This is a genomic window from Sphingobium sp. (assembly GCF_041987595.1).
In the GTDB taxonomy this organism is placed as follows: Bacteria; Pseudomonadota; Alphaproteobacteria; order Sphingomonadales; family Sphingomonadaceae; genus Sphingobium.
In genome coordinates this window covers 1-14,017 of record NZ_JBHIWJ010000102.1, presented here as the reverse complement: position 1 = coordinate 14,017, position 14,017 = coordinate 1, and the positions used below count along the sequence as shown (strand labels likewise).

Below are 14,017 nucleotides of genomic sequence, written 5' to 3'. Positions count from 1 at the left end.
CGGGGTCATCGACCCGCGCATGGTGCGGCAGGGCAACCTTGATTTCGAAGGAGAGCCGGTATCGTCCGATGTGGCCGAAGGCGAGCGGGCAACGGTGATTGCGCTGCTGGGCGCTTCTCCGGTCCCGATCGATGAGGTCATCCGGCTTTCGGGTCTGGGGCCGGCAGTGGTCCACACCGTTCTGCTGGAGCTGGAACTGGCGGCCCGGCTGGAACGGCATGCGGGCGGACGGGTCAGCCTGTCATGACCGCTTCACATTCCGGAACAAGGGGCGCTTGACGTCCACCGAAAAGACCTTCCAGACTCGCGCGTGTACGTGAGAGATTTCAAAACCGGGGCTTGAATGCAGCTTGTCATCGTAGAATCGCCGGCCAAGGCGAAGACCATCGAGAAATATCTGGGCGGCGATTTCCATGTGCTTGCGAGCTATGGTCATATCCGCGACCTGCCCGCCAAGGACGGATCGGTGGACCCGGACAACGGCTTTGCCATGAGCTGGGAAAATTATGGCGACAAGGGCAAGCAGCTGAAAGCGATTGCCGACGAAGCCAAGAAGGCGACCCGCCTGATTCTGGCGACCGACCCTGATCGCGAGGGCGAGGCGATCAGCTGGCATGTGCAGGAGGTGCTGCGCGCCAAGAAGGCGTTGCCGCAGAAGGTCGACCGCGTGACCTTCAACGCGATCACAAAGCAGGCGGTGACCGACGCCATGGCGCAGCCTCGCGCCCTGGACGAGGATCTGATCGACGCCTACCGGGCGCGGCGGGCGCTCGACTATCTGGTGGGCTTCACCCTGTCGCCGGTGCTGTGGCGCAAGCTGCCCGGCGCCAAGTCCGCTGGGCGCGTGCAGTCGGTGGCGCTGCGGCTGGTCGTCGACCGGGAGCGTGAGATCGAGAGCTTCGTCGCGCAGGAATATTGGTCCGTCGCGGCCGAGATGGAGCAGGGCGGGCAGGGCTTTACCGCGCGTCTCGTCCGCTGGAAGGGCGAGAAGATCGAGCGCCTGACCATCGGCGGGGAAGGCGACGCCATGGCCGCGAAGGCGGATGTGGAGGCCGGGCGCTTCACCGTCGACAAGGTCGAGACGAAGCCCGTTTCGCGCAACCCTCCGCCGCCCTTTACCACCTCGACGCTCCAGCAGGAAGCGGCGCGCAAGCTCGGCTTCTCCGCCAGCCATACGATGCGGATCGCGCAGCAGCTCTATGAGGACGGCGCGATCACTTACATGCGTACCGATGGCGTGCAGATGGACGGCAGCGCCATTTCCGCCGCGCGCAAGGCGATCGCGGAGCGCTACGACGGGGGTTATCTGCCCGAAAAGCCGCGCCAGTATCAGACCAAGGCCAAGAATGCGCAGGAAGCGCACGAGGCCATTCGTCCGACCGAATTTTATCGGGACAAGGTGGGGTCGGGCGATCATGCGCGGCTCTACGATCTGATCTTCAAGCGCGCGCTGGCGAGCCAGATGGCTTCGGCGCGGCTGGAGCGGACGGTCATCGATCTGGTGGACGGCACCGGGCAGCATGCGCTGCGCGCCACGGGTCAGGTGGTGATCTTTCCGGGCTTTCTGGCGCTCTATGAAGAGGGGCGCGACGACGCCGAGGATGACGACAGCAAGCTGCTGCCGCGCCTGGCCGTGGGGGATGCGCCGGCCAAGAAGAAGGTGACGGCCGAGCAGCATTTCACCCAGCCGCCGCCGCGCTATTCCGAGGCGTCGCTGGTCAAGAAGCTGGAGGAACTGGGGATCGGGCGTCCGTCCACCTATGCCTCGACGCTTCAGGTGCTGAAGGACCGCGACTATGTGCGGATCGAGAAGAACCGTTTCTTCGCCGAGGAGAGCGGGCGGCTGGTGACGGCCTTCCTGGAGCGTTTCTTCGAACGCTATGTGTCCTATGACTTCACGGCGGGACTTGAGGAGGAGCTGGACGATATTTCCGGCGGCCGCGCCCAGTGGCAGGCGGTGCTGGAAGCCTTCTGGCGCGACTTCAAGCCCAAGACCGCGGAGGTGATGGAACAAAAGCCCTCCGACATTACGGCGGAGTTGGACAAGTTTCTGGAGCCGATGCTGTTTCCGCCCAAGGCGGATGGGTCCAACCCGCGGGCCTGCCCCATGTGCGGCGACGGGCAATTGTCGCTGCGCGGCGGGCGGTTCGGGGCTTTCATCGCCTGTTCAAACTATCCCGAGTGCAAGTTTACGCGGAAGTTCGGGCAGCCGGGCGGAAGCAATGGCGGCGAGGATACGGGGCCGGAAGTGCTGGGTCAGCATCCCGAAACGGGGCAGGACATCGTTCGGAAGTCCGGGCGTTTCGGGCCTTATATCGAGATGGGCGAGGGCAAGGAGGCCAAGCGCGGTTCCATCCCCAAGGACCTGCCCGATGGCGAAATGACGCTCGACTGGGCGGTGAAGCTGCTGAGCCTGCCGCGAGAGGTCGGGCTGCATCCGGAGACGGGCAAGCCGATCGTGGCGAATATCGGGCGGTTCGGTCCCTATTTGCTGCATGACGGCAAATATGGGCGACTGTCCTCCACCGCGGAGATTTTCGAGGTGGGGATGAACAGCGCCGTCGCCAAGCTGGCCGATGCGGCGAACAAGGGCGGGCGGGGGTCTTCCTCGCGCGAGCCTTTGAAGGTGCTGGGCAAGCATCCGCGCACCGAGGCGGAGATCAAGCTGATGGCGGGGCGTTACGGGCCTTATGTGACCGACGGCACCACCAATGCGACGCTGCCCAAGACGATCGAGCAGGATGCCCTGACGCTGGAGGAGGCCGCGCAACTGATCGATGCGCGGGCTGCGGCGGCGCCGGCCAAGAAGGGGAAGAAGGCGCCGGCCAAAAAGGCGGCGGCCAAGAAGCCCGCGGCCAAAAAAGCGCCTGCAAAGAAGCCTGCAAAGAAGAAGGCCGCGGCGGAGTAACACTCCGCCCACCCCGTTCGCCCCGTTCGCCCGAACGGGGTGGGCGGTCATGATTTGTCTGACTTTGGTGAAACGACTGGATGGCTACTCGACCCAGTCGAGGCCAATATCTCGGTAGATGAAGCGGTCGTCCTCCCAATCCTCCTTCACCTTGACATGGAGGTAGAGGTGGACCTTGACGCCGAGCAGGCTCGCCAGTTCGGCGCGGGCCTTTGAACCGATTTCCTTGAGGCGCTGGCCGCCCTTGCCCAGCACGATGGCGCGCTGGCTGGCGCGGCCGACCAGGATCTGCTGGTGGATTTCGACCGAGCCGTCCTCGCGCTCGCTATATTTTTCCGTGTCGACCGCGGCGGCATAGGGCAGTTCGGCGTGGAGCTGGTGATAGAGCTGCTCGCGGGTGATCTCGGCGGCCAGCATGCGGTCGGTCGCGTCGGACACCTGATCTTCCGGGAAGTGCCAGGGACCTTCGGGCATGGCGTTGGCGAAGGCGGTCTTGAGTTCGGCAAGGCCATCGCCGGTCGCGGCGCTCACGAAGAAGGTGTCCGCGATGTCGAGCTGTTCATAGAGCTTCTGGGTATGGACCAGCAGCTTTTCCTTGATGGAGATGTCGACCTTGTTGAGGATCAGCCATTTCTTTTCCGGCCGGGCGGCGAGGGCGGAGATGATAGGCTCCATCTTGGGGCCAAGCCCAGCCTTGCCGTCGACGATCAGCGCGATCAGGTCGGCGCCCTGCGCGCCGCCCCATGCGGCCTGCACCATGGCGCGGTCCAGGCGGCGCCTGGGGGCGAAGATGCCGGGCGTGTCGACGAGGACCATCTGCGCGTCGCCCTCGATCGCGACGCCCATGACGCGGGTGCGGGTTGTCTGCGCCTTGGGGCTGGTGATCGCCACCTTCTGGCCGACGAGGGCGTTTACCAGCGTCGATTTGCCCGCATTGGGGGCGCCCACGATGGCGATGACGCCGCAGCGCTGATTATCGAGATCGATCGTCAAACAAAAACTCCGTTCACCCATGCATCTTTCGCCGGGCTTCTTTCCTAATGCAAAATGTCGATTTGGGACAGGCTCAGCCGTCCAGCTTTTCCAGCAGCGCCTTTGCCGCAGCCGTTTCCGCCTCCTGCTTGGAGCCGCCTGTCGCGCTTGCCTCACCGGCGCCCTTGATGCTGACCGTCACCGTGAAACGCAGAGCGTGGTGGGGTCCCGACCGATCGGTCATCGCATATTCGGGGGGCTTGCGCTTGTTGGCGGCGGCCCATTCCTGGAGCGCGGACTTGGGGTGTTTGGGTGCGCTGGCCTGCGTATCGACGCGGTCGCCCCAGAGACGGCGGACGAGAGCGCGGGCTTCTTCCAGCCCACCTTCCAGATAGAGAGCGCCGATCAGCGCCTCCATGACGTCGCCCAGCACATTGTCGCTGTCGGAGGCGCCATCGTCGCGGGCCTGTTTGCCAAGGACGAGATGCGTCGGAACCCCGGCAGAGCGGGCGACTTCGGCGCAGGTTTCTCCCGACACCAGCGCGTTGAAGCGGCGGGAGAGCTTGCCTTCGGGTTCCGTATCGAAGCGGTCATAGACCCACTCCGCGATCAGCAGGCCGAGGATGCGATCGCCGAGAAATTCCAGCCGCTCATAATTGGTCGCATTGGCGCTGCCATGGGTCAGCGCCTGCGCGAAGGCGGCGGGGTCCTTCGGCGTACGGCCGATCAGGGCTTTGAGCCAGCCTTCGGTATCGGGTTTCGTCAAAAGCCTTCCCCGATGCGGCTCCAGCGGGCGGCGGTGAACCATGTCCAGGGGAGCAGCCAGTTGGCGCTGCCGTCGGTCGAGAAGACCGAGATCATCGCCTTGCCCACCAGATTTTCCTCTGGAACGAGGCCGATGCCGCCGCCGTCGACCGCGGGGAAGCGGCTGTCGGCGCTGCGATCGCGGTTGTCGCCCATCATGAAGAGATGACCTTCGGGCACGACCACCGTGTCGCGGTCGTCCGCCGCGCCATCGGGCACGAGGTCGAGGACATTGTAGCTTTTTCCGCCGGGCAGGGTTTCGCGATATTGCGGATAGCGGCACTGCCGGCCGCCGCCGGGCGCGGCTTCCTCAAATTTCGGGCGGTAGCAGGGGGAGGGGCTGCCTTCCTTGGCCGCTGCCTCCTCCATGTTCGGGGTGACGGGAATGACAAGGTCATCGACCTTCTGCTTGGGGATCGCCTGACCATTCAGATAGACCGTGCCGCCGCGCACCGAGATCATGTCGCCGGGCAGGCCGATGACGCGCTTGATATAGTCGTTCTTCTGGTTCGGGGGCGCCTTGAACACCACCACGTCGCCGCGCTGGGGCGTCGAGGCGAAGATGCGACCGGGGATCAGCGGGACGCCGAAGGGGAGCGAGTAACGCGAATAGCCGTAGGGCCATTTCGCCACCAGCAGATAGTCGCCGATCAGCAGGCGCGGCTGCATCGATTCCGACGGGATGTTGAAGGGCGAAACGATGAAGCTCCGCAGAATGAAGACGAACACCGCCAGCTTTGCGAGAAACCAGAGGAAATCCCGCGTTTCGGATTTTGCGCTCATGCTTTGATCGTCTTTTCCTTCAATTCGCCCCGAAAACAGGCCGTCGCGGCTTTTGCGGGTTCGTAAAGGCGCCGTCAAGCGCGCTAGAGACCAACCGTCATCGCCTTATGCTGCCCTGCAACCTGATTTTTGCGGTCCCACGGTGCATTAGCGGAACGATTTGGCTAAGAAGGGCAAGAATCGACAGGTGCAGCGTCGGTGTCGACCAACGGTAAAACAAAAGGATATTCCCCAATGTCCAGCCCTGCACTGGCAGCGCTTGCGGCTCTTCCCCAGGCTGATCTCAAGTCCATCTTCACCACCGATCCCGACCGGCTGAGCAAATTCACGGCTGTCCAGGGTCCGATCCGCTTCGACTGGTCGAAAACGCATCTGACCGATGAACTGTTCGAGGGCTTCCTGAAGCTGGCCGAGGAAAAGGGCTTTGCCGCCCAGCGCGACGCGCTGTTCGCGGGCGAGGCGGTCAACAATACCGAGGGCCGGGCCGCCGAGCATCCTGCCGAACGCGGCGAAGGCAATGCCGACAGCGTGGCGCGGGCCAAGATGTTCCATGCCCGGATGCGCGCTCTGATCGACGCCATCGAGGGGGAGGCGCTGGGACCCATCCGGCACATCCTGCATATCGGCATTGGCGGGTCGGCGCTGGGGCCGGACCTGATCGTCGATGCGCTGGGCGGCGACGGTGCGCGCTATGACGTCGCGATTGTGTCGAACGTCGACGGCACGGCGCTGGAGCGGGCCATTTCGCGCTTCGATCCGGCGGCAACCCTGATTGCGGTTGCATCGAAGACCTTCACAACCACTGAAACCATGCTGAACGCAGCGAGCGCGATCAACTGGATGGTCGAGGCGGGCGTGGAAGACCCCTATGGCCGGGTCATCGCGCTGACGGCGGCGCCGGACAAGGCGATCGAATGGGGTGTGGATGAAACCCGCGTGCTGCCCTTTGCCGAGAGCGTGGGCGGGCGCTATTCGCTCTGGTCGTCCATCGGTTTTCCGGCGGCTTTGGCGCTGGGGTGGGACGCGTTTGAGAGCCTGCTCGAAGGCGCGGCGGCAATGGACCGGCATTTCCGCCTGTCCGATCCCAAGGCCAATGCACCGCTGATCGCGGCCTTTGTCGACCAATATTATGCACGGGTCCTGGGATGCCAGACGCGGGCGCTGTTCGCTTATGACGAGCGGCTGGCGCTGTTGCCTTCCTATCTCCAGCAGCTGGAGATGGAGAGCAACGGCAAGAGCGTGACGCGGGATGGCGCGCCCGTCGATGGGCCCACGGCGCCGATCACCTGGGGCGGGGTCGGGACCGACGCCCAGCATGCCGTGTTCCAGCTTCTGCATCAGGGCACGATCCTGACGCCGGTGGAGTTCATCGCTTCGGTCGAGCCGGGCCATGCGCTTGACCCGGCGCATCACCGGGCGCTGCTGGTGAACTGCTTTGCGCAGGGGGCGGCGCTGTTACGAGGTAAGGAGAATGCGACCGATCCTGCGCGGGCCTATCCCGGCAACCGGCCTTCGACCACCATCCTGCTCGACGATGTGACGCCCGAGGCTCTGGGCGCGCTGATTGCCTTTTACGAGCATCGGACCTTTGCCAATGCCGTGCTGATGGGGATCAACCCGTTCGACCAGTTCGGCGTCGAGTTGGGCAAGGAAATCGCAAAATCCATCGAAGCCGAAGGGCCGAAGGGTTTCGACCCCTCGACAATGGCGCTGATCGGTCTGGCGCTGGGCGGCGCATAAGCGCAAATCTCATTTGTAACTCCGCTGGGTAAGCTCCATATGCGGGCGCAACTCAGCGGAGGCATGAATGAGCGACTACGATTTCGACCTTTTCGTCATCGGTGCGGGATCGGGTGGGGTGCGCGCGTCGCGCGTCGCGGCCGCCCATGGCGCCAAGGTCGCGGTGGCCGAGGAATATCGTGTCGGCGGCACCTGCGTCATTCGCGGCTGCGTGCCCAAGAAGCTGCTGATCTACGGCGCGCATTTCGCAGAGGATCTGAAGGATGCCCGCCGTTTCGGCTGGAATGTGCCGGATTGCGATTTCGAATGGACGACGCTGCGCGACAATGTGCTGGCCGACGTGGATCGGCTGGAAGGCCTCTACAAGAACACGCTCGACAGCCATAAGGTCGAACTGATCCCCGAACGGGCGACGATCACCGGGCCGCATAGCGTGAAACTGGCCAGCGGACGGGAGATCAGCGCAAAATATATTCTCGTGGCGACGGGCGCCTGGCCGGTGATTCCGGACATCGAGGGTGCCGAGCATGGCGTCACCTCGAACGAAGTCTTCCATCTGGAGGAATGTCCCAAGCGTATCGTGATCGTCGGCGGCGGCTATATCGCCAATGAATTCGCCGGGATTTTTCACCAGTTCGGCAGCCATGTGACGATCGTAAACCGCTCGGCCACGTTGCTGCGCGGCTATGACGAGCAGATTCGCGACCGGCTGCTCCAGATTTCGACGATGAAGGGGATCAATTTCCGCTTCAATGCCGAGATGGAAAAGATCGAGAAGAATGAGGATGGAACGCTTTGCGTGCGCTTCAGGAACGGCGATCCGATCGCCTGCGATCTGCTGGTGTTCGCGACCGGGCGTCAGCCGCATGTCGAGGGGCTGGGGCTGGAAGCCGCCGGGGTCGAACTGAACGAGAAGGGCGCGATCAGGGTCGACGATCATAGCCGGACGAGTTGCGAGAGCATCTATGCCGTGGGCGATGTCACCGACCGGCTGCAACTGACGCCGGTCGCGATCCGGGAAGGGCATGCCTTTGCCGATACGGTGTTCGGGGACAATCCGCGGACGGTGGATTATCATTGCGTGCCTTCCGCCGTGTTCAGCCATCCCCCGCTGGCGGGCGTGGGTTTGACCGAGGCGCAGGCCAAGAACAAATATGGGACGGTGAAAGTCTATACGTCCGACTTCCGGCCGATGAAGAATGTGCTGGCCGGGCGCGACGAGCGGGCGCTTTACAAGATGGTGGTGGACGCGACGACCAATCGCGTCGTGGGCCTGCACATGATCGGGCCGGACGCCCCGGAAATCCTTCAGGCGGCGGCGATCGCGGTGAAGGCCGGTCTCACCAAGCAGGAATTCGACGATACCGTGGCCCTGCATCCCAGCATGGCCGAGGAACTGGTGTTGTTGAAATAAGGGTGTGTTTGGAAATGCGCGGAAGAGCGCATTTCCAAACAACCTCTAAGCCCTATTCCGCGACGAAGGTGATGACCAGGGCATCCCGCCAGGCGGGTTGTCCTGGGTCGACCGCGTGGATTTCCGTGACGCCGTGCAGGATGCGACGATCGTCGATCAGGACGGCATCGCCGGGCCGGGCGAGGGTGAACTCGCCCAGTTCCCGGCCGTCGGGCGAGCCGATGCGGGTGACGCCTTCCCGGACGTTGCGGCGTTCGACCAGCATCACGAAAACCCAGTCCACGCCGTCGCGGTGCATGCCCTCCGGCGTCGGGCGCCCCAATTCTCCGGTGCGCGCCTCGATCCGGAACTGGTGAAGTTCGACATGGTGCGGGCCGGTGAGGGCAAAGCTCCGCGCGCAGAAGGCGAGGATCGCGCGCATGACGGCATGGTCGATGATCGTCTGATCGACGGGATCGAACCAGCGCTGAACATCGCCGTTCAGGGGGTTATAGTCGCGGCTCTGGAAATGCGGCTGATGCGGCTTGCGGATGAAGCCGCCCTCATCCCAGCCAAGGGTGGCATGGCGGCGGCGGCGGTAACGGCCTCCATCCGCCATGAAGAGATCGGGCCCTAGATCATTCCAGCTTTCGGCAAACAGGTTCCAGTCGGTGGCGTCGATCGGCAGCAGGTCGAACAGGTCGGGGCCGGACAGGCGGGCATAGCCGCCCTCGACCAGTTGTTGCCGGAGCGGCAATCCGGTGAGAATGTCCGTATCGCTCATCCATCTTTCCTTATCCGGAGAGACAGACGAGCGACAGGGCCAGTTCCCGCAAGCAGGATTGCCTGCGCAGTCATGCGATGGTGGGAACGATTCCGCCTTCTGCGCGGATCGCCGCGCCGTTGGTCACAGCCGCGAGCGGACTGGCGAGATAGGCGACCATCGACCCGATCTCATCCGCTTCGATCAGGCGGCGGATGAGTGACAGGGGGCGGAACTTCTCGAAAAATTCCGTCTCACGCTCAGCTTCGGGAGCATCCTTGTTGTCGACCACCGAGCGGATGAAGTCGACAATCCCTTCCGACCGGGTCGGTCCCGGCAGCACCGAGTTGACCGTGACCCCGGTGCCGCGCGTCTGTTCCGCCAGACCGCGGGCGATGGCAAGCTGAGCGGTCTTGGTCGTGCCGTAGTGGATCATCTCGCCGGGGATGACGAGGCCGCTTTCGCTGGCGATGAAGATGATGCGGCCCCAGTTCTTCTCCAGCATAAGGGGGAAATAGTGGCGGGCGAGCCGGGCGCCGCTGACCACGTTGACCTCGAAGAAGTGATGCCAGTCCTCGTCCGAAATATCGGTGAAGGACTTGGCCTCGTAAATGCCGAGATTGTTGACGAGGATGTCGACCTCCGGCGCGGCTGCGATCAGCGTTGCGGCCCCTTCCGCCGTGGCAGGATCCGCCAGCACGGGGCGAACCCTGCCGATCTGGGCGATCTGGGCAGCGGCTTCGTCCAGCTTTGCCTGATTGCGGCCGGTGATGACGACTTCCACGCCCTCCTGCGCCAGCCTGCTGGCGATCGCGAAGCCGATTCCGGCGGTCGATCCGGTGATGAGAGCGGTTTTTCCAGTGAGTTTCAGGTCCATGGGCAATTCCTTTGCATTGGCTGGGCCGCAAGATAGGCAAAGGGATCATTGATGATTAGAATGAAGTTCATCACTATAGAAGTGATTTCAGATCATGGATGATGCATGGACAACCGATTTGGCGACATCGAGACCTTTCTGGCCGTGGCGCGGGAGGGGAGCTTGGCCGCCGCCGCCAAGGCGCTGCGGCTTACGCCTTCCGCAGTCAGCCGCTGCATCGGCCGGCTGGAGCAGCGCCTTGGCGTCACATTGTTGCGGCGGACCACCCGGTCGCTCGCGCTGACCGTCGATGGCGCAACCTATCGCGATCGGATGATGGCCCTGATGGCGGAAATGGCGGACGTGGAAAGCGGGCTGGGGCAGGAGGACAGCGGTCCGCGCGGGCTTTTGCGGGTGAATGCGTCGGTGTCCTTCGGCACGCAGTGCCTCCTGCCGATCCTGCCCCATTTTCTGGAGCGCCATCCCGCGGTGACGGTTGATCTGGCCCTGTCCGACGCGGTGGTCGATCTGGTGGAGGAACGGGCCGATATCGCGATAAGGATAGGTCCCCTGCGCGACACCCGGCTGCGCGCGAAGAAGCTGGGACATAGCCGCATGGTGCTGGTCGCCAGCCCCGCCTATCTGGCGAGGCGGGGGACGCCGGAGCGGCCCGAGGATCTGGACCGGCACGAATGCCTGCAATTCAGCTTTCGCCGGTCGGTGGACAGCTGGCATTTCCGCATCGGCGGACGGACGGTGCAACGGCCGGTTCAGGGACGGTTTTTCGGCAATTCCGGGGAGGTCGTGCGGCAGATGGCTATCGCGGGAGGCGGCATAGCGCGGCACGGCCGCTTTCATGTCGCGGCTGATTTGCGGGATGGGCGGCTGGTCGAGGTGCTGGGCGATTTCAGCGCCGGGGACGGTGAGGACATTCATGCGCTCTATTCCGCGCAGGATCGGCTGGCCGCCCGGGTGCGGGCGTTTGTGGATTTTCTGGATGACGAACTGGAGCTCCCTTCCTAGCCGATCCAGTAGGGAACGATCTGCCGGTTGTCGGGATCGACATGGATCGGGCGGTCGGCGGGCGGGAAGGCGCGCTGGTCGCAGCTCTGGCGGGGGCAGAGGCGGCAGGTGATGCCGATGGGCGTTGCGGCGCCCTCCACCTCCAGTTGCAGGCCGTCGGCATAGACGAAATTGGCGGCATGGGCGATCTCGCAACCCAGCACCACCGCAAAACGGCGCGGGGTGCGGCTGTAGCTGCCCAGCGGCTTGACCAGGCCCTTCGCCATCGAGACATAGCGCACGCCGTCCGGCGTTTCGCCGAGCTGGACGTTGATCCGGTCCGGGATGGCCACGGCTTCATGGACGTTCCAGAGCGGGCAGGCGCCGCCGAACCGGGCGAATTGCAGACGGGTGGCGCTGTGCCGCTTGGTGATGTTGCCCGCCATGTCGACGCGGCAGAAGAAGAAGGGGATGCCGCGCAGGCCCGGCCGCTGGAGCGTCGAGAGGCGATGACAGGCCTGTTCGAAGCTGACGCCGAAGCGGCGCGACAGGCGGTCGATATCGTGACGGACCTCGCGCGCGGCTTCGCGGAACTGGGCATAGGGCATCAGCAGCGCACCCGCCGCATAATTGCCAAGGCCGATGGCGAGCAGGCGGTCGGCGCCCATGACGGGCAGGGCCGCCTTGTTCACGACGTCGGCGATCACCGCCTGCCCTTCCAGCATCATGAGCTGATGGGCGAGCATGAACTTGCGGCTCTCGGTGGGGAGGGCGGCGTTGATGAACAGGCGTTTCTCGCTGCTGGTATAGGAACGCAGCGCGGAGTCCGGAGTCTCCGCGATCACCGTTTCGATGCCGTGGCGGCGGGCCAGCGCCTCGACCAGCATACCCTCGTCCAGCACCTGTCCGGCGGTGAAGCTCTCCGCCATTTCTTCGGCCAGACAGTCGAGCGTGTGGACATAATTGCCCGCTTCGTGAAACCAGTCGCGGGCGGCTTCCCATGGCAGGCGGGCCTGCACCGCATGATCGTTGGCGATGGCCTCCTCGATCATGTTGATGCGCTCATTGGCGCGCATATGGGCGTTGTAAAGGTCGACATAGCGCGCAGCGAATTCGGGGAATTGCAGGTGCAGCTTCTCGATCCGCTCCGGTTCCAGCGCTGCGCCGGGCAGTTCGGGATGCGCAAGCGCGAAGGTGAAGGCGCCCAGAAGCTGCTCCTCCTCGCGGCTGTCGAAGCTGGCCCAGTCGGTCGGGAAAGCACTGGCTAGAGCTGCCTTCACCTTGGCGGTGAGGGGGCGGTCGTCATTTTCCATCTGGCTGAGATAGGAAACGGATATGCCCAGCGCCTGCGCCATGGTCGCCTGGTCCATGCGGTGGTCCAGACGCAGCTGGCGCAGGCGCGGTCCTGCGAAGATTCGATTGCCACGAGCCATGATTCGTCCATAATTTGCAAAATCGCGATTTGCAAATTGGCAAAATTGCATTTGCGAAAATGTGGAAAGATTGGAAAGGGACGGACAGAGACGTCCGCGACAAGCCGGAGAGAAGCATCATATGTCGAAGCTCGCCATCATCGAACAGCTGGAAGCCAAGCGCGAAGCCGCGCGTCTGGGCGGCGGCCAGCGCCGCATCGACGCCCAGCATGCCAAGGGCAAGCTGACTGCGCGGGAGCGGCTGGACGTGCTGCTGGACGAGGACAGCTTTGAAGAGCTGGACATGTATGTCGAGCATAACTGCATCGATTTCGGCATGGACGAGCAGCATATTCCGGGCGACGGCGTCGTCACCGGATCGGGCACGATCAACGGCCGGCTGGTTTACGTCTTTTCGCAGGATTTCACCGTTTATGGCGGCGCGGTTTCCGAACGGCACGCGATGAAGATCTGCAAGATCATGGACATGGCGATGAAGGTCGGCGCGCCCGTGATCGGCCTTAATGACTCAGGCGGCGCGCGCATTCAGGAGGGCGTCGCCTCGCTCGCCGGCTATGCCGAGATTTTCCAGCGCAACGTGCTGGCTTCGGGCGTGGTGCCGCAGATCAGCGTCATCATGGGCCCCTGCGCAGGCGGGGCGGTCTATTCGCCGGCGATGACCGACTTCATCTTCATGGTGAAGGATTCGAGCTTCATGTTCGTCACCGGTCCCGACGTCGTGAAGACCGTCACCAACGAGGTCGTGACCCAGGAAGAACTGGGCGGCGCCGTTACCCACACGACCAAGTCGGGCGTTGCCGACATGGCGTTCGAGAATGATATCGAGGCGCTGCTGGCGGTGCGCGACTTCGTCGACTTCCTGCCTGCCTCCAACAAGGAGCCGGTGCCGGAGCGCCCGAGCGCAGACCCGTGGGATCGCCTTGAGGACAGCCTTGACACGCTGATCCCGGCCAATGCCAACCAGCCCTACGACATGCACGAGCTGATCCGGAAGGTCATCGACGAGGGTGACTTCTTTGAGGTGCAGCCTGCCCATGCGGGCAACATCATCTGCGGCTTTGGACGGATCGAGGGCAAGACGGTGGGCATCATCGCCAACCAGCCGATGGTGCTGGCAGGCGTGCTGGACATCAACTCGTCCAAGAAGGCCGGACGGTTCGTGCGTTTCTGCGACGCGTTCGAAATTCCGATCGTGACCTTCGTCGACGTGCCGGGCTTCCTGCCGGGCACTGCGCAGGAACATTCGGGCATCATCAAGCATGGCGCCAAGCTGCTGTTCGCCTATGCCGAAGCGACCGTGCCGAAGATCACCGTCATCACGCGCAAGGCCTATGGCGGCGCCTATGACGTCATGTCCTCAAAG

11 protein-coding genes and 1 pseudogene are annotated in these 14,017 nt (G+C 63.8%); 6 read left to right on the top strand and 6 right to left on the bottom strand.

Features of this window, described 5'->3' with window-relative positions:
- Positions 1-247: pseudogene (locus ACFC3J_RS18785) on the top strand (DNA-protecting protein DprA); the annotation flags it as partial.
- A 96-nt stretch (positions 248-343) separates the two neighbouring features.
- Positions 344-2,908: a type I DNA topoisomerase gene (topA, locus tag ACFC3J_RS18780; RefSeq protein WP_375197601.1), complete on the top strand. Its 2,565-nt coding sequence runs from the start codon at positions 344-346 to the stop codon at positions 2,906-2,908.
- Positions 2,909-2,992: 84 nt separating this feature from the next.
- Here the strand turns inward: topA and era are convergent, their stop codons facing one another.
- The 3 genes from era to lepB form a co-directional block, all read right to left on the bottom strand.
- Positions 2,993-3,901, bottom strand: a complete 909-nt coding sequence (era, locus tag ACFC3J_RS18775; protein WP_375197600.1) for a GTPase Era — start codon at positions 3,899-3,901, stop codon at positions 2,993-2,995.
- Between the two features lie 73 nt (positions 3,902-3,974).
- Positions 3,975-4,688 (bottom strand): ribonuclease III, encoded by a 714-nt coding sequence (gene rnc / locus ACFC3J_RS18770; protein ID WP_375197599.1) that lies wholly within the window; start codon positions 4,686-4,688, stop codon positions 3,975-3,977.
- Complete coding sequence (lepB, locus tag ACFC3J_RS18765) at positions 4,643-5,467, bottom strand: signal peptidase I (protein WP_375197598.1); 825 nt, start codon at positions 5,465-5,467, stop codon at positions 4,643-4,645. The genes rnc and lepB overlap by 46 nt, the downstream gene beginning before the upstream one ends.
- A gap of 234 nt (positions 5,468-5,701) precedes the next feature.
- On the opposite strand from lepB, the gene pgi reads away from it, so the two are divergent.
- Positions 5,702-7,207, top strand: coding sequence for a glucose-6-phosphate isomerase (pgi, locus tag ACFC3J_RS18760; protein WP_375197597.1), 1,506 nt, complete (start codon positions 5,702-5,704; stop codon positions 7,205-7,207).
- A 67-nt stretch (positions 7,208-7,274) separates the two neighbouring features.
- Positions 7,275-8,621: a glutathione-disulfide reductase gene (gene gor / locus ACFC3J_RS18755; protein WP_375197596.1), complete on the top strand. Its 1,347-nt coding sequence runs from the start codon at positions 7,275-7,277 to the stop codon at positions 8,619-8,621.
- A 52-nt stretch (positions 8,622-8,673) separates the two neighbouring features.
- Here the strand turns inward: gor and ACFC3J_RS18750 are convergent, their stop codons facing one another.
- The gene (locus tag ACFC3J_RS18750; protein WP_375197595.1) at positions 8,674-9,384 is read right to left on the bottom strand and encodes a 2OG-Fe dioxygenase family protein; all 711 of its coding nucleotides are present in this window, start codon (positions 9,382-9,384) and stop codon (positions 8,674-8,676) included.
- Positions 9,385-9,454: 70 nt separating this feature from the next.
- Positions 9,455-10,240, bottom strand: coding sequence for an SDR family NAD(P)-dependent oxidoreductase (locus tag ACFC3J_RS18745; protein WP_375197594.1), 786 nt, complete (start codon positions 10,238-10,240; stop codon positions 9,455-9,457).
- A 105-nt stretch (positions 10,241-10,345) separates the two neighbouring features.
- Here ACFC3J_RS18745 and ACFC3J_RS18740 point away from each other — a divergent pair, with 105 nt between their 5' ends.
- A complete protein-coding gene (locus ACFC3J_RS18740; RefSeq protein WP_375197593.1) occupies positions 10,346-11,242 on the top strand; it encodes a LysR family transcriptional regulator in 897 nt (298 codons plus the stop codon).
- Here ACFC3J_RS18740 and ACFC3J_RS18735 read toward each other — a convergent pair.
- Positions 11,239-12,654, bottom strand: coding sequence for a short-chain fatty acyl-CoA regulator family protein (locus tag ACFC3J_RS18735; RefSeq protein WP_375197592.1), 1,416 nt, complete (start codon positions 12,652-12,654; stop codon positions 11,239-11,241). The two genes, ACFC3J_RS18740 and ACFC3J_RS18735, sit on opposite strands and share 4 nt — an antisense overlap.
- Positions 12,655-12,775: 121 nt before the next feature.
- Here ACFC3J_RS18735 and ACFC3J_RS18730 point away from each other — a divergent pair.
- A partial coding sequence (locus ACFC3J_RS18730) for an acyl-CoA carboxylase subunit beta (RefSeq protein ID WP_375197591.1) occupies positions 12,776-14,017 on the top strand: 1,242 nt, incomplete at its 3' end.